30 protein-coding genes (1 of these 30 running past the window's edge) are annotated in these 25,231 nt (G+C 60.3%); 11 read left to right on the top strand and 19 right to left on the bottom strand.

All coding sequences use genetic code 11. The features are described from left to right. Positions 1-43: 43 nt before the first annotated feature. Both NH234_RS01400 and prlC read right to left on the bottom strand, forming a co-directional pair. Complete coding sequence (locus NH234_RS01400) at positions 44-334, bottom strand: YheV family putative zinc ribbon protein (protein ID WP_007953955.1); 291 nt, start codon at positions 332-334, stop codon at positions 44-46. Beyond that, positions 331-2,382, bottom strand: a complete 2,052-nt coding sequence (gene prlC / locus NH234_RS01405; RefSeq protein WP_367255436.1) for an oligopeptidase A — start codon at positions 2,380-2,382, stop codon at positions 331-333. Before prlC ends, NH234_RS01400 begins: the two co-directional genes overlap by 4 nt. 89 nt (positions 2,383-2,471) lie before the next feature. On the opposite strand from prlC, the gene NH234_RS01410 reads away from it, so the two are divergent. Then, positions 2,472-3,017, top strand: a complete 546-nt coding sequence (locus tag NH234_RS01410) for a gamma carbonic anhydrase family protein (RefSeq protein ID WP_085733832.1) — start codon at positions 2,472-2,474, stop codon at positions 3,015-3,017. Positions 3,018-3,045: 28 nt separating this feature from the next. Next, positions 3,046-3,696, top strand: a complete 651-nt coding sequence (locus NH234_RS01415; RefSeq protein ID WP_085733831.1) for an HAD family hydrolase — start codon at positions 3,046-3,048, stop codon at positions 3,694-3,696. 3 nt (positions 3,697-3,699) lie between these two features. Here the strand turns inward: NH234_RS01415 and NH234_RS01420 are convergent, their stop codons facing one another. Further along, positions 3,700-4,785 (bottom strand): aminopeptidase, encoded by a 1,086-nt coding sequence (locus NH234_RS01420; RefSeq protein ID WP_367255438.1) that lies wholly within the window; start codon positions 4,783-4,785, stop codon positions 3,700-3,702. 59 nt (positions 4,786-4,844) lie between these two features. On the opposite strand from NH234_RS01420, the gene NH234_RS01425 reads away from it, so the two are divergent. Then, the gene (locus NH234_RS01425) at positions 4,845-5,267 is read left to right on the top strand and encodes a hypothetical protein (protein WP_085733829.1); all 423 of its coding nucleotides are present in this window, start codon (positions 4,845-4,847) and stop codon (positions 5,265-5,267) included. Between the two features lie 40 nt (positions 5,268-5,307). Beyond that, positions 5,308-5,727, top strand: a complete 420-nt coding sequence (locus tag NH234_RS01430) for a hypothetical protein (RefSeq protein ID WP_085733828.1) — start codon at positions 5,308-5,310, stop codon at positions 5,725-5,727. A gap of 6 nt (positions 5,728-5,733) precedes the next feature. Here NH234_RS01430 and NH234_RS01435 read toward each other — a convergent pair whose 3' ends face one another. Together NH234_RS01435 and NH234_RS01440 are read right to left on the bottom strand one after the other, a co-directional pair. Further along, on the bottom strand, positions 5,734-5,973 hold the full coding sequence (locus NH234_RS01435) for a DUF1161 domain-containing protein (RefSeq protein WP_085733827.1): 240 nt from the start codon (positions 5,971-5,973) through the stop codon (positions 5,734-5,736). 102 nt (positions 5,974-6,075) lie between these two features. Beyond that, a complete protein-coding gene (locus NH234_RS01440) occupies positions 6,076-6,507 on the bottom strand; it encodes an OsmC family protein (protein ID WP_065260634.1) in 432 nt (143 codons plus the stop codon). Between the two features lie 243 nt (positions 6,508-6,750). Between NH234_RS01440 and NH234_RS01445 the strand changes: the two genes are divergently transcribed. Beyond that, complete coding sequence (locus tag NH234_RS01445) at positions 6,751-7,758, top strand: LLM class flavin-dependent oxidoreductase (protein ID WP_085733826.1); 1,008 nt, start codon at positions 6,751-6,753, stop codon at positions 7,756-7,758. 70 nt (positions 7,759-7,828) lie between these two features. Here NH234_RS01445 and NH234_RS01450 read toward each other — a convergent pair whose 3' ends face one another. Next, a complete protein-coding gene (locus NH234_RS01450) occupies positions 7,829-8,053 on the bottom strand; it encodes a DUF1161 domain-containing protein (protein ID WP_085713011.1) in 225 nt (74 codons plus the stop codon). Positions 8,054-8,181: 128 nt separating this feature from the next. After that, positions 8,182-8,397 (bottom strand): dodecin, encoded by a 216-nt coding sequence (locus NH234_RS01455; RefSeq protein WP_003220389.1) that lies wholly within the window; start codon positions 8,395-8,397, stop codon positions 8,182-8,184. A 156-nt stretch (positions 8,398-8,553) separates the two neighbouring features. Here NH234_RS01455 and NH234_RS01460 point away from each other — a divergent pair, with 156 nt between their 5' ends. After that, positions 8,554-8,880, top strand: coding sequence for a YqjD family protein (locus NH234_RS01460; RefSeq protein WP_007953918.1), 327 nt, complete (start codon positions 8,554-8,556; stop codon positions 8,878-8,880). Here the strand turns inward: NH234_RS01460 and NH234_RS01465 are convergent. Then, positions 8,853-9,770 carry a LysR family transcriptional regulator gene (locus NH234_RS01465; protein WP_085733825.1) on the bottom strand — a complete coding sequence of 306 codons (918 nt, stop codon included), beginning with the start codon at positions 9,768-9,770 and terminating at the stop codon, positions 8,853-8,855. The genes NH234_RS01460 and NH234_RS01465 overlap by 28 nt on opposite strands. 112 nt (positions 9,771-9,882) lie before the next feature. Between NH234_RS01465 and trpB the strand changes: the two genes are divergently transcribed. From trpB to NH234_RS01480, 3 genes are all read left to right on the top strand, one after another. Then, positions 9,883-11,115: a tryptophan synthase subunit beta gene (gene trpB, locus NH234_RS01470; RefSeq protein ID WP_085733824.1), complete on the top strand. Its 1,233-nt coding sequence runs from the start codon at positions 9,883-9,885 to the stop codon at positions 11,113-11,115. Then, positions 11,115-11,927 (top strand): tryptophan synthase subunit alpha, encoded by an 813-nt coding sequence (trpA, locus tag NH234_RS01475; RefSeq protein ID WP_367255441.1) that lies wholly within the window; start codon positions 11,115-11,117, stop codon positions 11,925-11,927. The genes trpB and trpA overlap by 1 nt, the downstream gene beginning before the upstream one ends. 120 nt (positions 11,928-12,047) lie before the next feature. Beyond that, positions 12,048-12,491 carry an anti-virulence regulator CigR family protein gene (locus tag NH234_RS01480; protein WP_085713007.1) on the top strand — a complete coding sequence of 148 codons (444 nt, stop codon included), beginning with the start codon at positions 12,048-12,050 and terminating at the stop codon, positions 12,489-12,491. A gap of 69 nt (positions 12,492-12,560) precedes the next feature. On the opposite strand, the gene NH234_RS01485 is transcribed toward NH234_RS01480, so the two are convergent. The 11 genes from NH234_RS01485 to NH234_RS01535 form a co-directional block, all read right to left on the bottom strand. Continuing rightward, complete coding sequence (locus NH234_RS01485; protein ID WP_367255443.1) at positions 12,561-14,522, bottom strand: DUF4105 domain-containing protein; 1,962 nt, start codon at positions 14,520-14,522, stop codon at positions 12,561-12,563. After that, positions 14,519-14,839 carry a DUF2388 domain-containing protein gene (locus NH234_RS01490; RefSeq protein ID WP_085733822.1) on the bottom strand — a complete coding sequence of 107 codons (321 nt, stop codon included), beginning with the start codon at positions 14,837-14,839 and terminating at the stop codon, positions 14,519-14,521. Before NH234_RS01490 ends, NH234_RS01485 begins: the two co-directional genes overlap by 4 nt. A gap of 28 nt (positions 14,840-14,867) precedes the next feature. After that, on the bottom strand, positions 14,868-15,176 hold the full coding sequence (locus NH234_RS01495) for a DUF2388 domain-containing protein (protein WP_085733821.1): 309 nt from the start codon (positions 15,174-15,176) through the stop codon (positions 14,868-14,870). Between the two features lie 107 nt (positions 15,177-15,283). Beyond that, entirely contained in the window at positions 15,284-15,601 is a 318-nt protein-coding gene (locus NH234_RS01500; RefSeq protein ID WP_085713004.1) for a DUF2388 domain-containing protein, read from the bottom strand. A 135-nt stretch (positions 15,602-15,736) separates the two neighbouring features. After that, complete coding sequence (locus NH234_RS01505) at positions 15,737-15,946, bottom strand: DUF1127 domain-containing protein (RefSeq protein ID WP_367255444.1); 210 nt, start codon at positions 15,944-15,946, stop codon at positions 15,737-15,739. A 257-nt stretch (positions 15,947-16,203) separates the two neighbouring features. Further along, a complete protein-coding gene (locus NH234_RS01510; protein WP_003220409.1) occupies positions 16,204-16,419 on the bottom strand; it encodes a DUF1127 domain-containing protein in 216 nt (71 codons plus the stop codon). Between the two features lie 320 nt (positions 16,420-16,739). Then, a complete protein-coding gene (locus NH234_RS01515; protein ID WP_085733819.1) occupies positions 16,740-18,233 on the bottom strand; it encodes an acetyl-CoA hydrolase/transferase family protein in 1,494 nt (497 codons plus the stop codon). 214 nt (positions 18,234-18,447) lie between these two features. Continuing rightward, complete coding sequence (locus NH234_RS01520) at positions 18,448-19,881, bottom strand: NAD(P)(+) transhydrogenase (Re/Si-specific) subunit beta (RefSeq protein WP_367255445.1); 1,434 nt, start codon at positions 19,879-19,881, stop codon at positions 18,448-18,450. Then, positions 19,881-20,201 carry an NAD(P) transhydrogenase subunit alpha gene (locus tag NH234_RS01525; RefSeq protein WP_003220416.1) on the bottom strand — a complete coding sequence of 107 codons (321 nt, stop codon included), beginning with the start codon at positions 20,199-20,201 and terminating at the stop codon, positions 19,881-19,883. The genes NH234_RS01520 and NH234_RS01525 overlap by 1 nt, the downstream gene beginning before the upstream one ends. Before the next feature lie 15 nt (positions 20,202-20,216). Continuing rightward, on the bottom strand, positions 20,217-21,338 hold the full coding sequence (locus NH234_RS01530) for a Re/Si-specific NAD(P)(+) transhydrogenase subunit alpha (RefSeq protein WP_011331831.1): 1,122 nt from the start codon (positions 21,336-21,338) through the stop codon (positions 20,217-20,219). A 434-nt stretch (positions 21,339-21,772) separates the two neighbouring features. Further along, complete coding sequence (locus tag NH234_RS01535) at positions 21,773-22,672, bottom strand: LysR family transcriptional regulator (protein ID WP_085733816.1); 900 nt, start codon at positions 22,670-22,672, stop codon at positions 21,773-21,775. Between the two features lie 158 nt (positions 22,673-22,830). Between NH234_RS01535 and NH234_RS01540 the strand changes: the two genes are divergently transcribed. Both NH234_RS01540 and NH234_RS01545 read left to right on the top strand, forming a co-directional pair. Further along, entirely contained in the window at positions 22,831-24,012 is a 1,182-nt protein-coding gene (locus tag NH234_RS01540) for an acyl-CoA dehydrogenase (protein WP_367255447.1), read from the top strand. A gap of 13 nt (positions 24,013-24,025) precedes the next feature. Further along, positions 24,026-25,231, top strand: the 5' portion of a protein-coding gene (locus NH234_RS01545; protein ID WP_367255449.1) for a CaiB/BaiF CoA transferase family protein. It continues 15 nt past the right edge of the window; 1,206 of the gene's 1,221 nt are visible here — the first part of the coding sequence; it begins with the start codon at positions 24,026-24,028; its stop codon lies off the right edge, out of view.

Consider the following 25,231-nt stretch of genomic DNA (forward strand, 5'->3'; position numbering starts at 1 on the left):
CAATACCACCTTCCACCGGAAATCGGTGGAAGGTGGTGCCGGATCAGTGTTGCTCGTCGGGCTTTTTCTTCAGCTTCGGGTTCGGGAAGAACTGCACTGCCTGAACCGTCTTGTCCGGTGCAGGCTTGAGCGCGCTGGTGTTGACCCGCGTGCCCAGTTCCTTCGGAACCGACAACCCTTGGGCATTGAGCGTATCGCTGTAGCCGCACGCCACGCATTCGCGGTGCGGAACATCGTCCTCGCTCCACATCATCAGCTTGTCCGGCTCGCTGCACGCCGGGCAGACCGCCCCGGCGATAAAGCGTTTTTTCGTTTTCACAGGTGCCTCACTCATGCTGCCGCGTCCTCACTCAGGCCGCTGTGGCGCAAGAGTGCGTCAATCGATGGCTCACGGCCACGGAAGTCGACGAACAGCACCATCGGCTCCTGCGAGCCGCCGCGGGCCAGGATTGCTTCGCGGAAGGCACGACCGGTGTCGGCATTCAGCACGCCGTCTTCTTCGAACCTGGAGAAGGCGTCCGCCGACAGCACTTCCGCCCACTTGTAGCTGTAGTAACCCGCCGCGTAACCGCCGGCAAAGATGTGCGCAAAGCTGTTCGGGAAGCGGTTGTAAGCCGGTGGTCGCATTACCGAGACTTCATCTCGCACACCTTCCAGCACCTGCGCAACGCTGCGGCCATCGCCGTGGGTGGCGTGCAGTTCGAAGTCGAACAGCGAGAATTCCAGCTGGCGCACCATCATCAGGCCGGACTGGAAGTTCTTCGCCGCGAGCATTTTTTCCAGCAGATCCTGCGGCAATGGCTCGCCGGTTTCGTAGTGGCCGGAGATCAGCGCCAGGCCTTCCGGCTCCCAGCACCAGTTTTCCATGAACTGGCTCGGCAGCTCGACCGCGTCCCACGCTACGCCGTTGATGCCGGATACGCCGGCATGTTCGACGCGGGTCAGCAGGTGATGCAGGCCGTGGCCGAATTCGTGGAACAGGGTGGTGACTTCATCGTGGGTCAGCAGCGCAGGCTTGCCGCTGTCGGCCGGGGTGAAGTTGCACACCAGGTTGGCCACCGGGCTTTGCAGCACGCCGTCGATGGTGCGGCGACGGTCGCGGGCGCCGTCCATCCAGGCACCGCCGCGCTTGTTGGCGCGGGCGTAGAGGTCGAAGAAGAAGCGGCCGACGTGCTGGCCGTTTTCCTTGATCTCGAACAGGCGCACGTCCGGATGCCAGGTGTCGAAGCCTTTCAGTTCGGCGATTTCGATGCCGTACAGACGCTGAACGATGGCGAACAGGCCGCCCAGTACCTTGTCGATCGGGAAGTAGGCGCGCAGGGTTTCCTGGGCGACGCTGTAGCGTTGTTCACGGAGTTTTTCCCCGTAGAAACCGCTGTCCCAGCTTTGCAGATCGGCGCAGCCTTGTTCGGCGGCATAAGCCTTGAGCTGTTGCAGGTCCTGGGCGGCAAAAGGTTTGCTGCGCTTGGCCAGATCACGCAGGAAGCTCAGCACCTGATCGCTGGACTCGGCCATCTTGGTCGCCAGGCTCAGCTCGGAGAAGCTGGAGAAACCGAGCAGTTTTGCCAGCTCCTGACGCAGGTCGAGGATTTCGCCCATCACCGGGCCGTTGTCGTTCTGGCCGGCGTTCGGGCCTTGATCCGACGCACGGGTGCAGTAGGCGGCGTAGACTTCTTCACGCAGCGCACGGTCCTGGGCGTAGGTCATCACCGCGTAGTAGCTCGGGAATTCCAGGGTGATCAGCCAGCCGTCGAGGCCTTTGGCCTGTGCCGCAGCGGCCATCTGCGCCTTGGCCGAATCGGTCAGGCCGGCGAGGGCGGCTTCGTCGGTCAGGTGCTTGGTCCAGGCCTGAGTGGCGTCGAGCAACTGGTTGGAGAAGCGGCTGCCCAGCTCGGACAGCTTGCTCTGCACTTCGGCGTAGCGCTTCTGCTCGGCTTCCGGCAAGTCGATACCCGACAGGCGGAAATCACGCAGGGCGTGTTCCAGAATGGTTTTCTGCGCCACGTCGAAACCGGCGGCTTCCGGGCTATTGGCCAGGGCTTCATAGGCCTGGAACAGCTCGCGGTTCTGGCCCATCTCGGTGGAGTAGGCGCTCAAGGCCGGCAGGCACGACTCGTAGGCTTCACGCAGTTCGGCGCTGTTGCACACGGCATTGAGGTGACTGACCGGGCTCCAGGCAGCGCCCAGGCGATCATTGAGCTCGTCCATCGCCAGCACCAGCCCGGCCCAGGTCGGGTTCTGGCCTTGGGTCTTGAGGATTTCGGCGATGGCTGCGCGGTTTTCGGCCAGGATGGTTTCGATGGCCGGCTGCACGTGTTCGGCACGGATCGCGGAGAACGGCGGCAGGTCGTAGGACTGCAGAAGAGGGTTGTTCACGCTCACGGTTGGCACCTTGGCTGGAAGAAACATGCGCCCATCTTAATTACAATCGACACCCACCGCAGCTATCGGCGACAGAGAGAGAACTAATCGTGTCCCTTCGCAAGTACCAGAATCACACCCCACGCTTGAGCCAAGGCGCTTTTGTCGACGGCTCGGCGGTGGTGATCGGCGACGTCGAAATCGGCGAAGACAGCTCCGTGTGGCCGTTGACGGTGATCCGTGGCGACATGCACCGCATCCGCATCGGTGCGCGCACCAGCGTGCAGGATGGTTGCGTGTTGCACATCACCCACGCCGGCCCGTTCAACCCGGACGGTTTCCCGCTGCTGATCGGCGATGACGTGACCATCGCCCACAAGGTCATGCTGCATGGCTGCACCGTCGGCAACCGCGTGCTGATCGGCATGGGCAGCATCGTCATGGACGGTGCGGTGGTCGAGGACGACGTGATCATCGGCGCCGGCAGCCTGGTGCCACCGGGTAAACGCCTGGAAAGCGGCTTTCTGTACGTGGGCAGCCCGGTGAAACAGGTTCGCCCTTTGACCGACAAGGAAAACGCCTTTTTCACCTACAGCGCGGCGAACTACGTGAAGCTCAAGGATCTGCATCTGGCTGAAGGCTACGACCAGCTCTGATTTTTCTCTCTATTGCCCGGGATTTTTCATGCATTACCAGACTGTACTGTTCGACCTCGATGGCACTCTCACCGACCCGCGTGAGGGCATCACCCGCTCCATCCAGTTTGCTTTGAGCAAACTCGGTATCGATGAGCCGGACCTGACCAAACTGGAACACTTCATCGGTCCGCCGCTGTTGCAGGCGTTCATGCAGTTTTATGGTTTCGATGAAGCCAAGGCCTGGGAGGCGGTGAATTTCTATCGCGAGCGCTTCAAGGTCACCGGCCTTTACGAGAACCGAGTTTTCGAGGGCGTCACACCGTTGCTGGAAACCTTGGGCAGCCAGGGCCGGCAGTTGTACATCGCGACGTCGAAGCCGTGGGTGTTCGCCCGGGAAATCGCCCGGCACTTCGATTTCGCCAGACACTTCAAGGTGATCTACGGCAGCGAACTGGACGGCACCCGCACCAACAAGGTCGAGCTGATTGCCCACCTGATGTCAGCAGAAGGGCTGGATCCGGCCAGCACGCTGATGATCGGTGACCGTAAACACGACCTGATCGGCGCCCGCAGCAATGGTCTGGATGCGGCAGCCGTGGGTTATGGCTTCGGTAGTCATGAAGAGCTGAGCGCCGAGGCGCCGGCCTACCACTTCGAAACCCTGGCCGAGTTGCATCAGGCGTTTTTGCAGCGCTGACCGTCAGTCGGAGCGAACGGCGGCCAGCTCACGCAGGGCTGTCTTTCGCTTGTCAGTCGGCAATCCGCCGAGTTTTTCCACCTGTGCATAGAACTTCTGCCAATCCCCGCCCACCTGCCTGAACAGGGCAGCAAACGCCGGCACCCACTGGTCATACAACCCGAACGGCAACAATCGCGCATTGTTCAACGGCGCATTGACCCAGGCGTCATAACGCTTGTCCCCGGCCCACTGGCTGTCGCGCATCTCCCGATAGTCCCGGCGAAACCGTTCGAACTCGGCAGTCTTGCGTTCGCGCAACTGCTCGACGGGCATCTGTTGTGTGTACAGCTTTTCCAGCCGGGCACGGGTATCGAGGATCAGTTGAATGAACTGGTCGCGACGTTTGATCTGGGCATCGTTCTCTGGCGGCAAGCCACGAAACGCCCGCCACTGCCGGGTGCCTTCCTGCTCGACAAAGGTGGCGTAGGACTCGTTGAACTCGGTGTCGTCCTTCACATAGAAACGCTGATGGCCCAGCTCATGGAAGATCAGCGTGGCCAAGCGCTCGTCGCCCCAGCCCATCATCGAATTGAGGATCGGGTCGTTGAACCAGCCCAGGGTCGAATAGGCTTCGACGCCACCAATCGACACATCCATGCCTTGCAGGCGCTGAATCGCTGCCTCACCCCGCGCCGCACTCTGGCTGTAGTAGCCGCGATAGGCCACGCAGCCGGCAATCGGGAAGCAATGGTTCTGCGGACTCAGGGAAAACTCCGGGGTGGCGAACACGTTCCACACCACGTACGGCCGGTGGATGTCGGCGTACAGGCGATAGCTCTGGTTATCCGGCAGGTGCAGGTGTTGGCTGGCGAAATCCCGGGCCTTTTGTGCCTGGGCCAGGTGGGCGCGCAGTGTTGCGTCGCGGTTCGGGTCGGCAATCACCTCGGCCACCGGCTCTCGCGCCCGCAGCAATTGCAGTTGACCGCTGGCCAGCTGGCTGTAGTAGCTGATGCTGGAGCAACCGTTGAGCAACAAAAACAACGCACCCGGAAACAAAACCCGCAAAACGCGATCAAGTAACCCAAGGCTTGGAAACGGCCTGATCACAATAAAAACATCCCTGGAAAGTCTGATCGCAAGACTATCCCGCCCATTGGAGCTTCGCCATGCGCATCTTGATACTGACGGGAGGCCTGCTGACGCTGGCCGGTTGTGCCGGATTCGGAATGCCTTCGCCTGACCCCACGCAAGCCTGGATCGATCTGGACGCCCGGCAACAGGACACGGCGCTGCAAGCGCTGGAAGTCGACAGGAAGGCCGCCGTCGACAAACGTTACTTCGAAGTACAGCCTGGCAGTCATGAACTTAAGGTGCGCTACCAGTTTCCGGTGGAGGCGACCAACATCGGCCCGGACGCCGAGCCTCTGTGGCGCGATTGCCAGTTGAGCCTGAAATTCACCGACTTCAACGCCGGCCAGCGCTATCAGCTCCAGGCGGGCTATATCGGATTCCGGCCGTGGGCCAAGCTCTATGACCAACAGAAAAATGTAGTCGGTCAGGGCAAACCGGCGGGCTGTCAGCGCACCTGATCGGCGTTATGCTGGATGTCCGAATCCACGGACATTCATCATGCGCAAGTCAATGCTGTTGCTGATTGCCGGTGTGCTCGCCGGTTGTCAGACGCCGATGCCCCCGGTCGACCCCAACATGGCCTGGGTCGAGTTTTCGACGCCGACCCCGGGCGGAAAACTGCTGATGGCCGAACGTCTCGACAAACAGCGCCTGACTGACGGACGTTTTTTCCAGGTAACGCCCGGCAGCCATGAATTGCTGGTGCGTTTCGATTTCGAGGCACCCGGTGGAGGCGCCGGCATGTTGAACGACCCTGTGGAGCGCCTGTGCTACCTGACCATCCGCTTCGACCATTTCGAAGCGGGTCAGCGTTACGTGCTGGAGGGTCGCTCCCTGATGTTTACTCCCAGTGCCCGGCTGTATAACGCCAAGCGGGAAATCGTCGCCGAGGATCGCGACACCTATTGCGCTATCTAGCGTCAGTCAGCTGTCGTTCTTCTGGTAGATGATGGCCTTGGTGCCGTTCTCGCAAGTGCCGACGATCATGGCGACGTCGTGCTTTTCGGCTTCCTCTTTGGAAACTATCTCCAAGGTGTAGGAAGGCACAGCATTCGCCTGAATCTTGATTTCGATCTCTTTCCTGAGTTCTTCGCAATCTTTGGGTGCCGCGATGGCCGAAGTTGCCAGCACGCCACAGATAACCGCCAAAGCAAAACGTTTCATGGTTGAAGCTCCTGGGAGCAGTGCGCACGACGATGCGCGAAAGCTGCTGTCATTTATTCGACCACATTTTTGCCTGGCGGGTTCTGATTCTGCTCAAGTCGATCAGCTGACCAGCGACGCATCCAGGCTGATCTTCGCATTCAATACCTTCGACACCGGGCAACCTTCCTTGGCCTTGTTGCTCAGTTCTTCGAACTGCGCCTGGGTGGCGCCCGGAATCTTCGCCTTGAGAATCAGCTTCACTGCAGTGATCGCGAAACCGCCGTCAACCTGATCAAGGGTGACTTCGGCCTGGGTATCGATGCTTTCGGCCTTCAGCCCGGCGTCGCCGAGGATCATCGAGAACGCCATGGAGAAACAGCCGGCATGGGCGGCGCCGATCAGTTCTTCCGGGTTGGTGCCCTTGCCGCCCTCGAAGCGGGCCTTGAAGCCGTAGGGCGCTTCCCGCAGGACGCCGGTCTCGGTGGAGATCGAGCCGATGCCGGTCTTCAGGTCACCTTCCCAATGTGCGGATGCCTTCTTCACGATAGCCATGTGTGCCTCCTTCAATTCGGGCGCGAAACGCCGCGCCGTTGTGGTTTTTGCCTGCAAGGCTTCTGAGGATAGACGCCGGAACAAAGTTCAGCCTGGTTGAATCGTTGACTTTTTTAGTAGGAAATTTCGGATCGGCTATTGAAACTCGGGTATATGCCCTTATTGCAGAGAACACGCTTATGAATTGGGCAGGTTTGCGTTCGTCAGGAACAAACCGGCGCCCTCAATCGGAGATGCAGGTTCATGAAGCAACTGTCCGACGTAAAGTTTTCCACCCTCGATCTGGTTCCGGTGCGCGAGAACGGCAGCCCGGCCCAGTCGCTGCGCAACTCGCTGGATCTGGCGCAGCATGTCGAGAAATTCGGCTACACCCGGTTCTGGGTCGCCGAGCACCACAATATGGACGGCATCGCCAGTTCCGCCACATCGGTGCTGCTGGGTTACCTGGCCGGCGGCACGTCGACCATCCGTGTCGGCTCTGGCGGTGTGATGCTGCCCAACCACGCGCCGTTGGTGATTGCCGAGCAGTTCGGCACCCTTGAAAGCCTGTATCCGGGGCGGATCGACCTCGGCCTGGGCCGCGCACCCGGCTCCGACCAGATGACCGCCCGAGCCCTGCGCCGTGAACGCTCCGGCAGTGCCGACGACTTCCCGGAAGACGTGGCCGAACTGGCGCGTTTCCTCGGCCCGCGTACGCCGGATCAACGTGTGATTGCGATGCCGGGTACCGGCACCAATGTGCCGATCTGGCTGTTGGGTTCCAGCCTGTTCAGTGCGCAACTGGCCGGCGAGCGCGGTTTGCCCTACGCCTTTGCCTCACATTTCGCACCGCGCTTCATGCACGAGGCGATTCGCGTCTACCGCAACCACTTCAGGCCATCGGCGGTGCTCGACAAGCCGTACGTGATGCTCGGCGTGCCGCTGGTGGCTGCCGACACCGACGAGCAAGCCGATTACCTGGCAACCTCGGTGTACCAGCGAATTCTCGCGCTGATGCGTGGGCAAAGTCTGGTGCAGCGTCCGCCGGTGAAAACCATGGACGGCTTGTGGCTGCCCCACGAGCGTGAAGCGGTGGGTGATTTCCTCGGTCTGGCGATGGTCGGCAGCCCGCAGAAAGTCCGCGCGAAACTCGAAGTGCTGATCGAACAGACCCAGGCTGACGAACTGATCTTCACCTGCGACCTGTATGAACACACCGACCGCCTGCATTCCTACGAGCTGCTGGCGCAGGTGATGAAGGGTGAGGTCTGATAGTTGTGTAAAAGATAGCCGGGTACAAAAAAGCCGACGCATTGCGTCGGCTTTTGCATTTCAGGCGCGATCAACCGCGCTTGTAGACGATTTCCTTGGTGCCACCCTCGCACTTGCCGACAACCTTGCCGCCAGCGGCAGCACCTTTATCGACGATTTCCAGTGAATAACCGGAGACGTGTTTCGCGTCCAGTTTCGCCGCAATCTCGGCTTTCACTTCTTCACAGGGCTTGCCGGCAGCAAACGCACCACCCGCAAGGCTCAACAAACCTACTGCCAATATGAACTTCTTCATCGGTCGCACTCCCTGGTCGGATTAAAAGAGGCGGGCATCAGGTCATTTACCCGATGCGCTCACCCTGTAGCGCTTTGCCATTCCTATGGCATTCGGCCAGCGCGCAAGTTCAGAAGCGTAGCCCAAACTCAGCTGCTGGCAATCCGGAACCCGACTTTCAGGGTCACTTGAAAGTGGGCAGCCTTGCCATCCTTGATGTGGCCACGGGTATCGACCACTTCAAACCATTCCAGATGCTTGATGCTCTTGTTGGCCTCGGCCAGCGCGTTGTTGATGGCGTCTTCGATGCTGCTGGTGGAAGAACCGACCAGCTCGACTTTCTTGTAGGTGTGATGGTCACTCATGGCGATCTCCTTGACGTGTGGAATTGAGCCTAGCAGCGATTTGCGCTGTTGATTTCGGTCGCCGGGAGAAACCGGAGTTCAGATTTTCTGCACTTTCCAGAACCCGTGAAGTCCCAAGCAACACACGCCACTCATCACCAATGCAGGAGAGCCACCATGGCCAACACCTCGTTACGCAAAGCCTCGTTGCAAAGCATGGAAGCGGAGATCGAGAGTCTGCTCAAGTCGTTGGAAAGCCTGAAAGACGACGCTTCGGACGAGTCGCGCAAGACCCTCAAGGCGCTCAAGGGCAACGCCGAAAGTGCGCTGAAACATTCGCGCAGCCTGCTCAGCGATGCCTACGAAGAAGTCAAAGTCAAAACCCGCGAGACCGGGATCGCCACCCGTGATTACGCGCAGGAACATCCGTGGACGACCGCCGGTGTCGCGGTCGGTGCGCTGGGTCTGCTGGCCGCTTACTTGCTGTTCAAGCGCGGCGAGTGATCCGCCTGGCGCAGCTCATTCCTGAGCCACTGCGCCAATTGCCGGGCGCGCCCGTCCGCGGCGCGCTTGGGTAGCCACAACGCCAGTTGCGCCGGGGTTTCACTGAAACCCCATGGCGCGACCAGGCGACCGGCCTTCAAGTCCTCGGCCACCAAGGGCTCCGGCGCGATCGCCACGCCCAATCCGGCGACGGCCGCCTCCAGCAAGTAGTACAAATGCTCGAAACCTTGTCCCAGTTTCAACGCTTTGGCGTCGACGCCGCTTTGCTGCGCCCAGCTTGGCCAGGCTTGCGGGCGTGAAGTCGTGTGCAGCAAGGGTTCGCCGAGCAAGGCTGCGGGCGGTGCTGATCTTAGGTGCTCGTAACCGCTGAACAGCGGGCTCATGACCGGCCCGATGCGTTCGCTAGCCAACTCGTAGACTTGCATGTCCGCCGGCCATGGCGGCTCGGCGAACAGCAGCAATGCATCGAGTCCCGGGCGGCGCGGATCGAGGTCGCCTTCTCCGGCCGACAGGTGAAGGCGCAAGTCCGGCAGGTCGGCATTCAATCTTCCCAGTCGTGGAATGAACCAGCGCGCGAGCAAGCTGCCGGAGCAGCCGAGCACGAAGGGAGCATCGGCGGTGCTTTGGGTCAGTTCGGCGCAGACGCTGCGCAAGCGGTCGAACGCCTCGCCGCTGGCGTCCCGCAGACGGATGCCGGCATCTGTGAGTTTCAAGCCGCGACCATCCTTGACGAACAGGCTGACGCCGAGGTGCTCTTCCAGCACCTTTAGCTGTCGGCTAACAGCGCCGTGGGTAACGTGCAGTTGTTCGGCAGCCTGGCTGACGCTGTTCAGCCGTGCGGTCGCTTCGAAGGCGCGCAGGGCGTTCAACGGGGGAAGGTCATGGCTCATGATATCTGTGAGTTTTCCTGACAGGTTGTGGCGATCTTATCGGTTTTCAGCCTGGAAGGTCAGGGGTAGAGTGAACGCCATTGTCTTCTCGTGAAATCCGCTGGAGCGAACCATGACCCAGACTTCGAACACCTCCGATCTGCGTAACGGCCCTGACGCCAACGGCCTGTTTGGCTCGTTCGGCGGCCGTTACGTTGCCGAAACCCTGATGCCGTTGATTCTCGACCTGGCTCGCGAATACGAAGCGGCCAAGGAAGATCCGGCGTTCAAAGAGGAACTGGCCTACTTCCAGCGCGACTACGTCGGACGTCCGAGCCCGCTGTATTTCGCCGAGCGCCTGACCGAGTTCTGCGGTGGCGCCAAGATCTACCTCAAGCGCGAAGAGCTGAACCACACCGGCGCGCACAAGATCAACAACTGCATCGGCCAGATCCTGCTGGCGCGGCGCATGGGCAAGAAACGCATCATCGCCGAGACCGGCGCCGGCATGCACGGCGTGGCCACCGCCACCGTGGCTGCGCGTTTCGGCCTGGACTGCGTGATCTACATGGGCACCACCGACATCGAGCGCCAGCAGGCCAACGTGTTCCGCATGAAACTGCTGGGCGCCGAGGTGATCCCGGTGGTCGCCGGCACCGGCACCCTGAAAGACGCAATGAACGAAGCGCTGCGTGACTGGGTGACCAACGTCGACAGCACTTTCTACCTGATCGGCACCGTGGCCGGTCCGCACCCTTACCCTGCAATGGTTCGCGACTTCCAGGCCGTGATCGGCAAGGAAACCCGCGAGCAGTTGCAAGCCCAGGAAGGTCGTCTGCCGGACAGCCTGGTGGCATGCATCGGCGGTGGCTCCAACGCCATGGGCCTGTTCCACCCGTTCCTCGACGACAAGAGCGTCGAGATCATCGGCGTCGAAGCCGCCGGTTACGGCATCGAGACCGGCAAACACGCGGCCAGCCTCAACGGTGGCGTACCGGGTGTGCTGCACGGCAACCGCACCTTCCTGCTGCAGGACGACGATGGCCAGATCATCGACGCCCACTCGATTTCCGCCGGCCTCGACTACCCGGGCATCGGCCCTGAGCACGCCTGGTTGCATGACATCGGCCGCGTTCAGTACACCTCGGTGACCGACGACGAAGCACTCGCTGCGTTCCACCAGTGCTGCCGCCTCGAAGGCATCATCCCGGCACTGGAAAGCGCCCATGCCCTGGCCGAAGTATTCAAACGCGCACCGAAGCTGCCGAAGGATCACCTGATGGTGGTCAACCTGTCCGGTCGCGGCGACAAAGACATGCAGACCGTCATGCACCACATGGAACAATCCAAGCAGGAGAAACACTGATGAGCCGCCTGCAAACCCGCTTTGCCGAACTCAAGCAACAGAACCGCGCCGCCCTCGTGACCTTCGTTACCGCTGGCGACCCGGACTACGACACTTCGCTGGCAATTCTCAAAGGCTTGCCAAAAGCCGGCGCCGACGTGATCGAACTGGGCATGCCGTTCACCGATCCGATGGCCGACGGCCCGGCGATTCAACTGGCGAACATCCGTGCCTTGGGCGCCAAGCAGAACCTGATCAAAACCCTGCAAATGGTCCGCGAGTTCCGCAAGGACAACAGCGACACGCCGCTGGTGCTGATGGGCTACTTCAACCCGATCCACAAGTTCGGCGTCGAGCGTTTCATCGCCGAAGCCAAGGAGGCCGGCGTTGATGGCCTGATCGTGGTCGACATGCCACCAGAGCACAATTCGGAGCTGTGCGACCCGGCCCAGGCTGCCGGCATCGACTTTATCCGCCTGACCACACCGACCACCGATGACGCACGTCTGCCGAAAGTGTTGAACGGCAGCTCCGGCTTCGTTTACTACGTGTCGGTCGCCGGGGTGACCGGTGCCGGTGCGGCGACTCTGGAACACGTCGAGGAAGCCGTGGCGCGCCTGCGTCGTCATACCGACCTGCCGATCAGCATCGGTTTCGGTATCCGTACGCCGGAGCAGGCTGCGTCCATCGCGCGTCTGGCCGATGGCGTGGTGGTGGGCTCGGCGCTGATCGATCACATCGCCAATGCGACCACGCCGGCTCAGGCCATCGACGGCGTGCTGAGCCTGTGCTCGGCGCTGTCCGAAGGCGTGCGTAAGGCCCGCGTCAGCTGAAGGTAAAGTTCCTGATACAGAGGAATTAGCACCTCGCGGCACAGACTAATCAAGCAAGACCGAGGGGTTCAGGATCACGTTCTGAGTCCCTTTTTGCTGTCAGTGCAGTGAGGAAACCCCATGAAAATGCCGAAACGTCTGATTGCCAGTCTGGGCGTGCTGATGATCAGCGCCACGCCGCTGCTAGCCAGCGCCGACCCACGCGACGATCACGACCACGGCGGCCCGCAGCAGGGCCACTACGACGATCGCGGTGGCGATCACCATGACTGGCAAAGCAGCCACCGTGGCGGCCCGCCACCACGTGACTTCGGGCCGGTACGCCAGGTGATCCGTGACAACCACGGCTATTTCGTTCGCGGTGCACCACCACCTCCGGGTATTCGCCTGGAACGCGGCCGGCCGTTGCCACACGGTTATTACGGTGAGCGGCTGGATCCCCGGGCGTTGGGGCGTTTGCCGGTATATCCGGGCTATGAATGGCGACGGGCCGGTGGCGATATTGTGTTGATCGCGGTCGGTACCGGGATCGTCTACGAGATTCTGGATGGTGTTCTGTATTGATTTGCAGGCAATAAAAAAGACCGCAGCCTTGCACAGGCTGCGGTCTTTTGTTTTTCAGGGCCGTTGTATTCAGGGCAGTTCCAGGCCACCCGAAGCTTTGTGCAGTTTGCGCAAATGCTCGCCGATCTGTTTCACGTTGGCCTCGTTGGCGGCAATCTCTGCCGCTCGCTTCGGTTCCAGCAGTGCACGCACTTCCTTGTCCAGATCACCGCTCAGCACCAGTAGCTGTTTCTGGCGCTGGCTGCTTTCGGCTTCCAGCCGGCTGAATTCGCTGGGTTGCGGCAGGCCGTAACCACGAGAATCGAGCAATTCCGCCGGGCGACTGAGGAAGCCGCTGTTGGCGAGGATCTGCTGCAAGGTCGCGTTGGCTTTATCCATTCCGCCGTTTTCCAGCTCCCGGGCACCGAGGTAGCGTTGCTTGACCTCATCCTGGGCCAGCAGCAACTGGCGACGGAAACTCGCCTGTTCCAACAGCAGCAACGCAGCGCTGGTGCGCAGGTCCGCGCGTTCGAACCATGGCCGACGCTCTTCGGCAGACAGCGACAGCCATTCCTCGACGCTGGTCTGCTTGATCGGCAATTGCTTCTTCAGCACATCAAACATTGCCTGATAGCGGTCACGGAACGAGTCGAAGCGGTAACCCAGACGCAACGCCTCTTTGGGATTGTCCAGCACGCTGGTATCCGCCAGGCCCCGGCCCTTGAGCACTTCCAGCAAGCCGTTGGGCATGATGCTGTCGAGGCCGGTGAGTTGTGCATTGTTGCTACCGCTGCGCAGCAGTTTCAGGCTCTCCACCGCGCAGTTGTTGGACAGGAAGAAGTAGTTGCCGTCGTAGCTCCAGTGCATTTCGGCGGCGTGTCCGACCACGTCTTCGATCTCGCTGCGAGACAGGTTCAGCGGCACTGAGGCGAGGCTGCGCAATTCGGTCTTGGTGTACTCGTCGATTACCTGCGCCAGTGGCAGGACAAACAGGCGCGACGGGTATTTGCCGACCAGTCCGTCCCAGCTCGACAGCTGCACATCGCCAACGAAGGCGCGGTAGGACAGCACCAGATGCTGGTCCAGATCCAGTCGGCAGTCTGGTCCACGCGGGCGGCCCGGGGCGCAGATCACCAGGCGCAACATGCTGTGCCCCCAGCGGCTGACCCAGTTCTGGTTCGCTTCGGCCAGCAGATAGTCGATGGCGTAGACCCGCTCCGGATCGACCTGGCCTAACGGCTGTTTGGCAAAGTCGTTGCCGGCATTGAGGAAGGCGAAGGATTTGGCGCAGGTGTCCTTTTCCGGCGGCGCCCAGCCGAAATGTTCCTTGTAATAGCGATACAGCGCAGGCCGGCGGCACGCATAGCTCGGGTCGAGGAGGAAATACTCCATGTTGACCGCGACGAATTCCTTCGGACTGGAGATCTCGTACAGATCCGGGCTGCGGGCGATTTGCCGGTTGTGCTGTTCACGTTCGCCACGGCGACCGACGTATTGCTGCCAGCCGGCGAGGTCGAGCAGGCGCGGGTCATCGCTGAGGGTGAAGCGCCGGTCGTTCTGTCCACGGCACTCGTCCGGCAGGCCGACCAGTCCGGCGCTGTTGTTGCGGCGGGTGCAGCGCTGGATCAGCGTGCGTTCGGCAGCTGGCCACAGGCGTGCGCGATCATAAATGTGGGTGATTTCGTGCAGCACCGTGGCCAGCAATTCCTGCCGCACAGTGCCGTGGGGGCGACTGGTCTTTTGTTTGGCCGCGCTGCCGTCGGTGAGACTGGCGAGCAGTTTGCGGTTCAGGTCCAGCTCGGAGACGAGTGTCGCCTGGCCGTAGGCGTTGGCGGGCATGTCGTCGGTCCAGCCGACATCGATGCGTCGATCCAGACGTTCGATGAAGCTGGGCGGCAGTTTCTGCATCGCTTCATCGAGCAGCGCCTGGCTGGCCTGTTGTTGGACAGGACTCAGACCGTCGGTCTTGAGCCGTAATTGCAGGCTGGCGTGGGCGTTGCTGCCGATCAGCAGCAGCGCCCCGGCCAGCAGCCAGGCGCTGAGAGACTTCACAATGCGAGGATGGCTTCGGCGAGTACCTGATCACTGGCGTCGCGGGCTTCCGGCACGCGGGTGCGCAAGGTGTTGAGGGCGGCTTCCAGGTGCGCACCACGGATATCACCGTTGCTGGCGACGAAGCTGGCGGCGTCGTCATGGGCTTCGCGGATGATTTTCGAATCGCGGATCGACGTGGTGGTGTCGGAAGTGAAATCGATGGTGCGCTGGGAGGCACGAACGATGATGTTACTGGTGGCTACCAGGGTGTGCGCCTGGGCCATATCGGCCAACAACAACAGGCCAAGGGTGGCAGCAATCAGCGGGCTACGCATGGAACGACTCCGGAGGGGACAAGAATAACTATTGGACGAGAATTGCCTGTGCCAGTTCAAGGTCGCTTACATGAAGTTTTGGCCGGGATTTACGCAGGTAATGCAGTGCGGATTCAAGCTGGGCGCCTCGTAATTGGCCGTCACTGGCAACGAATGCCGCCGCATCGTCGTGGGCGGCGAACAACAGTTTACGGTCGAAAGGCGCGGAAGACACCATGCTGGTGGCGTAACCGCTGACGACGGTGTTTTGCGTCGAGACGTCAAAGGCATCGACCGACGTTGCCCAGCAGGCAGTGACCAGGACGGAAGGGATAAGCAGATTTTGATAAAAACGCATGGGTCTCAGGAGCTGTTAGCGAGCCCCAAGGCTAGCGCAATGCCCGGTCTAGAGCCAGCTGCGAAACATCGGGACACGACTGGCGTGTCCCTTCCTGCAATGTCGGCTCAGATCGCCAGGATGGCTTGTGCCAGTTGTGCGTCGGTCGCATTCAGTTGCGGGGCCTGATGGCGGATGAGGTCCAGGGCACTTTCAAGTTTTACGCCGCGGATCTGGCCTTCGCTGGCAACGAAGCTGGCAGCATCGTCACGGGCAGCGATCACGACTTTGTTGTCACGCAGCGAAGAGCTGACGTCGGAAGTCGCGTCCGAAGAGGACTTCAGCGCGCCGACAACAGCGTCGGTGGTCACGATGAAGCTGGTGGCGCTGGCATTGGCAGCCACGGCCAGCAGGGCGGCAGCGCTGAGCAGGCGAAGACGGGACATGGTGTAACTCCTCTGGAAATATCGTATTGAGAGGTGGCTTGGTGTCTGGGAAGTCAGACGCTAGTCGCACGGCATTCGCCACGTTCTGCCCGGATATTAGGCCTGTGTGGGAGGTTTCGCACAGAGGGCAAAGTGCTAGCGCCAGAAGGGTTTCTCCAGCTCATTCAGTCGATCCGCGTGGCTGAGGCCGAGATCGGCGAGATCCCGCCCATCGAGTTGGGCCAGCAGGCGCCGTGTTCTGGCGCGCTCCAGGCCTCGCCAGAAGCCTTTGAATAGTCGCCGTAGAAGACCGTAGCGGGGAGAGCGATCGACTGTAACTGCTGAAACATCCTGTAAGTGATTCATGACGTCTTCCTTAAGTCAGTGGAGGCGGAAGGTCATGTTGATCTCAATGCTGTGAGCACGGCAGATACACCGTGACAAAATTGTACTGGTTCAGTTTTTCGTTAAGTGAAACTGTACCTGTCTGCGATACAAGCACCTGTATCGCATGTTTTCCGAGCCCAAAACGACAAGACCCGTCGCGGTTTCCCGCGACGGGTCTTGTTTGTTCAATTCGGGTTGCTGGCGGTGGGTCTGGCGACCAGAGCCAGCGACGCTACTTAGCGCCAGAACGGCTTGCTGAGCTCTTCGTAGCGTTGTGCTTCGCTGATACCGGCGTCAGCCAGCAGACGCGAATCCAGACGAGCCAGTTGATGGCGGCTGGAGATGCGGCGCTGCCACAACATCAGGTTGGCGATAACGCGCAGAGGCAGGGAAGCTTGGGTTTTTGCAGCTTTGTCTTCGAAGAACAGTTCGGAACTGAGTGTACGTTCCATGGTTGACATCCTTCCGCTTGTGGCGGGATCAGGTAGTGGTTTAACTGGTGCCCATGATCCTCTCGTTTGGCCAGACTCTCTAGATACAGTTCACTTGTATTGTGAGTGACCAGTTAACTGTTTATAGGGGGTGTACGGGTCAAAATCGCGCAAACTGTACCTGTCTGCGCCTATTTGGTGCATTTTTGCTCAATTCGGTGAGAGAAGAAGACAAAAGCCGTAGAAAAAGACCGGTACAGAAGTACAGTTTTTGACGAGATCGGAAGTTTTCAAATCCCGCTGGCGAAACTGTGTTTGCGCCAGCGGAATATCTGTGCGGATTACGCCTTCAGCATGCGTCCGGTTTCTTCCAGATTGATGTGCCAGCTCAGGGCATCACGCAGGATATGCGGGGTGTGGCCGCCAATGGCGCAGGCTTTGTCGAAATAGTCGTTCAGTGCCTGGCGGTAATCCGGGTGCACACAGTTGTCGATGATGACTCGTGCGCGTTCCCGTGGCGCCAGGCCGCGCAGGTCGGCGAGGCCGACCTCGGTCACCAGGATGTCGACGTCATGCTCGGTATGGTCGACGTGGCTGACCATCGGCACTACGCTGGAAATCGCGCCGCCCTTGGCGATCGACTTGGTCACGAACACCGCCAGGTGCGCGTTGCGTGCGAAGTCGCCCGAGCCGCCAATACCGTTCATCATCCGCGTACCGCAGACGTGGGTGGAGTTGACGTTGCCGTAGATGTCGAACTCAAGGGCCGTGTTGATGCCGATGATGCCCAGGCGACGAACCACTTCCGGATGGTTCGAGATCTCCTGCGGGCGCAGCACCAGTTTGTCCTTGTACTTCTCCAGATTGCCGAACACGTCGCTGTTGCGCCGTTCCGACAGCGTGATCGAACTGCCCGAGGCGAAGCTCAGCTTGCCGGCATCGATCAGGTCGAAGGTCGAGTCCTGCAGCACTTCGGAGTACATGGTCAAGTCTTCGAACGGCGAATCGATCAGTCCGCACATCACCGCGTTGGCAATGTTGCCGATGCCTGCCTGCAACGGGCCGAGCTTGTTGGTCATGCGTCCGGCATCGACCTCCTGCTTGAGGAAGGTGATCAAGTGATCGGCGATGGCTTTGGTGTCGACATCCGGCGAAGACACGGTGGACGGCGAATCGGGCTGCTGGGTGATGACGATCGCGACGATCTTCTCCGGCGGGATCGGGATCGCGGTGCTGCCGATACGGTCGTCGACCTTTACCAGCGGGATGGGCGTGCGGGTCGGGCGATAGGTCGGGATATAGATGTCATGCAGACCTTCGAGGTTGGCGTTGTGCGCCAGGTTGATCTCGACGATCACGTGTTTGGCGAAGATCGCGAAGCTCGCCGAGTTGCCCACCGAGGTGGTCGGCACGATGTGGCCCTGTTCGGTGATGGCCACGGCTTCGATCACCGCGATGTCCGGCAGCTTCAGTTGCTGGTTGCGCAGTTGCTCCACGGTTTCCGACAGGTGCTGGTCGATGAACATCACTTCGCCGGCGTTGATCGCCTTGCGCAGGGTGCTGTCGACCTGGAACGGCATACGCCGCGACAGTACACCGGCCTCGGTCAGTTGTTTGTCGAGGTCGTTGCCCAGGCTGGCGCCGGTCATCAGGCTGATCTTCAGCGGCGTGACCTTGGCTCGCTCGGCCAGTGCGTGGGGAACGGCCTTGGCTTCGCCGGCGCGGGTGAAGCCGCTCATGCCGACGGTCATGCCGTCCTCAATCAGCGCAGCGGCGTCGGCGGCGCTCATCACTTTATCCAACAACGAAGGCAGGCGAATACGGTCACGGTACATGGATTATTTTCTCGGGCAGCGAGTAGCAGGATGCGCAGTCTAGTGAATTTCGCGGGCGCCTGTCCCGCTACCAAGGTCGCAAACGAGGCGTCTATTTAGCGGGTTTCAAGTAAAACACCGTTACCGGATCTGCAACAACGCGGCAAATTGTTCGACGGTTTTCGCAAACAAAAACGCCCCGACAAGTCGGGGCGTTTGGTATTGCCTGCGAGGGTTACTCGACTGCTTTGACCATGTCTTCGATGACTTTCTTCGCGTCGCCGAACACCATCATGGTCTTGTCCAGGTAGAACAGTTCGTTGTCCAGACCGGCGTAGCCGCTGGCCATCGAGCGCTTGTTGACGATGACAGTTTTGGCCTTGAAGGCTTCTAGAATCGGCATGCCTGCAATCGGCGACTTCGGATCGTTCTTGGCAGCGGGGTTGACCACGTCGTTGGCGCCGAGCACCAGCACCACGTCGGCCTGGCCGAACTCGGAGTTGATGTCTTCCATCTCGAACACCTGGTCGTACGGCACTTCGGCCTCGGCCAGCAGTACGTTCATGTGGCCAGGCATCCGACCGGCCACCGGGTGGATCGCGTACTTCACGGTCACGCCATGGTGGGTCAGCTTCTCGGTCAGCTCTTTCAATGCGTGCTGTGCACGGGCCACCGCCAGACCGTAGCCCGGCACGATGATCACGGTGTCGGCGTTGGTCAGCAGGAAGGTCGCGTCGTCAGCCGAGCCGGATTTCACCGGGCGAGCTTCCTTCTCGCCGGCAGGACCGGCGTCTGCGGTATTGCCGAAACCGCCGAGCAGTACATTAAAGAAGGAGCGGTTCATCGCCTTGCACATGATGTACGAGAGGATCGCACCGCTCGAACCCACCAGGGAGCCTGCAATGATCAGCATCGAGTTGTTCAGCGAAAAGCCGATACCCGCTGCTGCCCAGCCGGAATAGCTGTTGAGCATCGACACCACCACCGGCATGTCGGCGCCGCCGATCGGGATGATGATCAGCACGCCCATGACAAACGCCAGGGCCAGCATCAGGGCGAACGCGGCAAGGTTGCCTGTCAGCATGAAGGTGACGCCGAGGATCAGCGTCGCCAGACCCAATACTGCATTCAGCTTGTGCTGACCGCTGAACTGTACCGGTGCGCCCTGGAACAGGCGGAACTTGTACTTGCCCGACAGCTTGCCGAACGCGATCACCGAACCGGAGAAGGTGATTGCACCGATGGCTGCGCCAAGGAACAGCTCCAGGCGGTTACCCGCCGGGATCGAGTCGCCCAGTTGCTTGACGATGCCCAGGGACTGCGGCTCGACCACGGCAGCAATGGCGATGAACACCGCTGCCAGACCGATCATGCTGTGCATGAACGCAACCAGTTCCGGCATCTTGGTCATTTCAACGCGCTTGGCCATGATCGAACCGGCGGTGCCGCCGATCAGCAGGCCGACGATCACGTAACCGATGCCAGCAGTCGCGAGCTCGGCGCCCAGCTTATAGATGAGGCCGACAGTGGTGATGATGGCCAGCGCCATGCCGAGCATGCCGAACAGGTTGCCGCGGCGCGACGTGGTCGGGTGCGACAGACCCTTGAGGGCCTGGATGAAGCAGATCGACGCGATCAGGTAGAGCGTCGTGACGAGGTTCATGCTCATTACTTAGGCGCCTCTTCTTTTGCTTTCGGGGCTTTCTTCTTGAACATCTCAAGCATGCGGCGGGTGACCAGGAAGCCACCGAACACGTTGACCGCGGCCAGCGCCACGGCGAGGGTGCCCATGGTCTTGCCCAGTGGAGTGACGGTCAGTGCGGCGGCAAGCATGGCGCCGACGATCACGATCGCCGAAATGGCGTTGGTCACCGCCATCAGCGGCGTGTGCAATGCGGGTGTAACGTTCCAGACCACGTGGTAACCGACATAAATCGCCAGCACGAAGATGATCAGGTTGTAGATACCGGGGGAGATAAGCTCTTCCATCGTCTGAATCCCTGCTTAGGCGTTTTTGCGGATGACTTGGCCGTCGCGGCACATCAGGCACGCGGCGACGATGTCGTCTTCGAGGTTCACTTCGAACTGGCCTTCTTTGGTGAAGACCAGCTTCAGGAAGTCCAGCAGGTTGCGTGCGTACAGCGCCGAGGCGTCTGCGGCGACTTCACCGGCGAGGTTGGTCGGGCCGACGATGGTCACGCCGTTCTCGATCACGACCTGATCGGCCACGGTCAGCGGGCAGTTGCCACCCTGGGCGGCTGCGAGGTCGATGACCACCGAGCCGGGTTTCATCTGCGCTACGGTGTCTGCGCTCAGCAGCGTCGGTGCCTTGCGGCCCGGAATCAGTGCGGTGGTGATGACGATGTCAGCCTGCTTGGCGCGCTCGTGCACGGCCTGGGCCTGACGCTGCATCCAGCTCGCCGGCATCGGACGCGCATAACCGCCGACGCCGACCGCGCATTCGCGTTCTTCATCGGTCTCGTAAGGCACGTCGACGAATTTGGCGCCGAGGGACTCGATCTGTTCCTTCACGGCCGGACGTACATCAGACGCTTCGATGACGGCGCCCAGACGTTTCGCCGTGGCAATCGCCTGCAACCCAGCCACACCAGCGCCCAGAATCAGCACGCGTGCCGCTTTCACGGTGCCCGCAGCGGTCATCAGCATCGGCATGAAGCGCGGATAGTAGTGGGCGGCCAGCAGCACGGCCTTGTAGCCGGCAATGTTCGCCTGGGACGACAGCACGTCAAGGCTCTGGGCCCGGGACGTACGTGGCGCTGCTTCCAGAGCGAACGCGGTGATCCCGCACTCGGCCATCTTCGCGATGGTGTCGTTGTTGAACGGGTTGAGCATGCCCACCAGCACGGTGCCGCGCTTGATCAGCGTCAGTTCGGCATCGCTTGGCGCGACCACTTTGAGAATCAGCTCGGCGCCAAACGCGTCATTGGCACTGCCAATGGTTGCGCCTGCCGCTTCATAGGCACTGTCGACAACACTGGCTTTAACGCCGGCGCCGGTTTGCACAGTGACTTTATGACCTTGGCTGATCAGCTTTTTAATGGTTTCCGGGGTTGCAGCAACCCGTGTTTCACCGGTCTGGGTTTCGAGAGGAACACCAATGTGCACGTCAAATCTCCTGCGTGATCTTATTGAGTAAACCCATGCACTACGGATGGTGCGACTGGGGCGGCCGATCAGCACGATCCCGCCAAATCAGGGCGGGGCGCGGCATTTTGCAGGCGAAGTTTATGCCCTTCAAGGGATTATGACGGGTGACGGAAAATTAACTACAAGTCATCCCGTGACCGAATGTCGCAGATGGCCAGTTGAATCCCTTGCAGGCCGTGCCTTTCAAGGAGTCTGGATGAATTTGAAGATTTTTCTCATCGGTGACGTGAATAGTCCTCAATGAGTCGCGAATGAGGGCGCAAAGCCACGTCGGCAGGCGCTTGTGGGACGTCTGTACGACTTTCGGATACAGTCTGTCGATTTGCGACAAATAGTTATATCTGTAGGGCTTTTATTTTTCTGACTACGGGGTTAGTAATCACTGAAAGCCTTTAGCCTTCTAGGTTGTAGCTGTGTGCCTGGTTTACCAACCAATCGCGAAAAGCCTTGAGTGACGCCGATTCAACCTTTCGCTCCGGAATCATCAGGTAATACGCCTTAATGCTGGAGAGTGCATTCGGGTTGGCTATCACCAAGCGTTTCTCGGCCAATTCGCGCTGGATCAGGAACGGTGGGATCAGCGCGATTCCCATGTCGTGCATGGCTGCCTGGGCCAGCATGGAGAATAGCTCGTAGCGCGGACCTGTCATGTCGCGGGGGATGTTCAGGTGTTGCGAGTTGAACCACTGTCGCCAGGCGTAGGGGCGGGTGGTTTGCTGGAGCAGTGGCAGATCGGCGATTTCATCCGGCGTCAGATGCATCTTGTTGCCGAGCAGGGCGGGGCTGCACACCGGCATCGGATTCTCGCCCATCAGCCTGTGGGATTCGGTACCCGACCAATCGGCATCGCCGAAGTAGATGGCGGCATCGAATTCCGTGTCGGCAAACAGGAACGGGCGGGTTCGGTTGGTCAGGTTGACCGTCACCTCCGGATGTTTGAGCTGAAAGTCCTTGAGTCTTGGCAGCAGCCATTGCGTGCCGAAGGTGGGCACCACAGCGAGCTCGATCACGTTGGTGCCTTGCTGACCCATCACTGACAGGGTGTCGCGCTCCACGGCATCGAGTTGGGTGGCAACCCGGCGGCTGTAGGAAAGGCCCGCTTCGGTCAGCTTCACTCCGCGTCGCGAGCGTCGAAAGAGTTCGACACTGAGGAAGTCCTCAAGGCTGGCGATCTGTCGGCAAATGGCGCCCTGCGTGAGGGAAAGTTCTTCGGCGGCCTTGGTGAAGCTCTCGTGGCGGGCGGCTGCCTCGAAGCTGATCAGGGCGGTGGTGCTGGGTATCTTGCGGCGCATGTACGTCAACCTCACTAATACGTCGCATATAAGGCACTTGGCGACGTTTCGGAGTGAGAAATTAGCACAACAGGATGCGAAATCCTCGTTTGCCGGGATGGCGAAGCGGGCCTAGGATCAATGCCACGTTAATTCACCCGATTTGCGAGGACTCACTCATGGGCGGTAAAGCTAGCTTCAACTGGATCGATCCCCTGCTGCTGGATCAACAGCTGATTGAAGAAGAACGCATGATCCGCGACACTGCCGAGCAATTCGCCCAGCAGAGCCTCGCGCCACGTGTTCTTGAAGCCTTCCGCCATGAGAAGACTGACCCGGCAATCTTCCGTGAAATGGGCGAAGTCGGCCTGTTGGGCGCGACCATCCCCGAGCAGTATGGTGGCAGCGGCCTCAACTACGTCAGCTATGGCCTGATTGCCCGTGAAGTCGAGCGCGTGGATTCCGGCTACCGTTCGATGATGAGCGTGCAGTCTTCGCTGGTGATGGTGCCGATCAACGAATTTGGCACCGAAGCACAGAAACAGAAGTACCTGCCGAAACTGGCGTCCGGCGAGTGGATCGGCTGCTTTGGTCTGACCGAACCGAACCACGGTTCCGACCCGGGTGCGATGATTACGCGTGCACGCAAAGTCGAAGGCGGCTACAGCCTGACCGGCGCCAAGATGTGGATCACCAACAGCCCGATCGCCGATGTGTTCGTCGTCTGGGCCAAGGACGATGCGGGCGACATCCGTGGTTTCGTTCTGGAGAAGGGCTGGAAAGGTCTGAGCGCTCCGGCGATTCATGGCAAGGTCGGCCTGCGGGCTTCGATCACTGGCGAAATCGTCATGGACAACGTGTTCGTGCCGGAAGAAAACATTTTCCCGGATGTGCGTGGCCTGAAAGGTCCGTTCACCTGCCTCAACTCTGCTCGTTATGGCATCTCCTGGGGTGCGTTGGGAGCGGCTGAATTCTGCTGGCACACCGCACGCCAGTACACCCTGGATCGCCAGCAGTTCGGTCGTCCGTTGGCTGCTACTCAGTTGATCCAGAAGAAGCTGGCTGACATGCAGACCGAAATCACTCTGGCGCTGCAAGGATGTCTGCGTCTGGGGCGCATGAAAGATGAAGGCACCGCTGCGGTTGAAATCACTTCGATCATGAAGCGCAACTCCTGTGGCAAATCGCTGGATATCGCTCGCATGGCCCGTGACATGTTGGGCGGCAACGGGATCTCCGATGAGTTCGGGGTGGCCCGTCACTTGGTCAACCTGGAAGTGGTGAATACCTATGAAGGTACTCACGACGTTCATGCGCTGATCCTGGGTCGTGCGCAGACCGGCCTGCAGGCGTTCTATTAATAGGAGAGCGACCATGGGCGCGTTGTCGCATCTGCGGGTACTGGATTTGTCGCGAGTGCTGGCCGGTCCGTGGGCCGGGCAGATTCTTGCCGACCTTGGGGCGGAAGTTATCAAGGTCGAGCGCCCGGGCAATGGTGACGACACTCGTGCCTGGGGGCCGCCCTTCCTGAAGGACGCTTACGGCGAGAATACCAGCGAGGCGGCTTATTACCTGTCGGCCAACCGCAACAAGCAATCGGTGACGATCGACTTCACACGTCCCGAAGGTCGGAAACTGGTACGGGAGTTGGCAGCCAAGTCGGACATCCTGATCGAGAACTTCAAGGTGGGTGGTCTGGCGGCTTATGGCCTGGATTACGAGTCGCTGAAGACGATCAATCCGGATCTGATCTATTGCTCGATCACCGGTTTTGGCCAGACCGGGCCGTATGCCAAGCGCGCGGGTTACGACTTCATGATCCAAGGGCTTGGCGGGCTGATGAGTCTCACAGGTCGACCTGAAGGTGATGAGGGCGCCGGGCCGGTGAAAGTGGGTGTGGCGCTCACGGATATCCTCACGGGGCTGTATTCGACCGTGGCGATCCTGGCGGCGCTGGCTCACCGTGATCACGATGGCGGCGGCCAACATATCGATATGGCGCTGCTGGATGTACAGGTGGCGTGTCTGGCCAACCAGGCGATGAACTACCTGACGACGGGTAATGCGCCAAAGCGGCTAGGGAATGCACATCCGAATATCGTGCCGTACCAGGATTTTCCTACGGCTGATGGTGACTTCATTCTTACCGTGGGTAATGACGGACAGTTCCGCAAGTTTGCCGAGGTGGCCGGGCAGCCACAGTGGGCAGACGATCCACGTTTCGCGACCAATAAGCTACGGGTGGCGAACCGGGCGGTACTGATTCCGCTGATCCGTCAGGTGACAGTCTTCAAGACGACCGCCGAATGGGTGGCTCAACTGGAGCAAGCGGGTGTGCCGTGTGGACCGATCAATGATCTGTCGCAGGTGTTCGAGGATCCGCAGGTGAAATCTCGCGGGTTGGCGATTGAGCTGCCTCACGCGCTGGCGGGGATGGTGCCGCAGGTGGCTAGTCCGATCCGGTTGTCGCGGACTCCTGTCGAGTATCGCCGTGCGCCTCCTTTGTTGGGCGAGCATACGCTGGAGGTTTTGCAGCGGGTGCTGGGTCTTGGGGCGGGTGCAGTGACTGCGATGAAAGCG

It is taken from the genome of Pseudomonas sp. stari2 (genome assembly GCF_040760005.1).
Taxonomy (GTDB): Bacteria; Pseudomonadota; Gammaproteobacteria; order Pseudomonadales; family Pseudomonadaceae; genus Aquipseudomonas.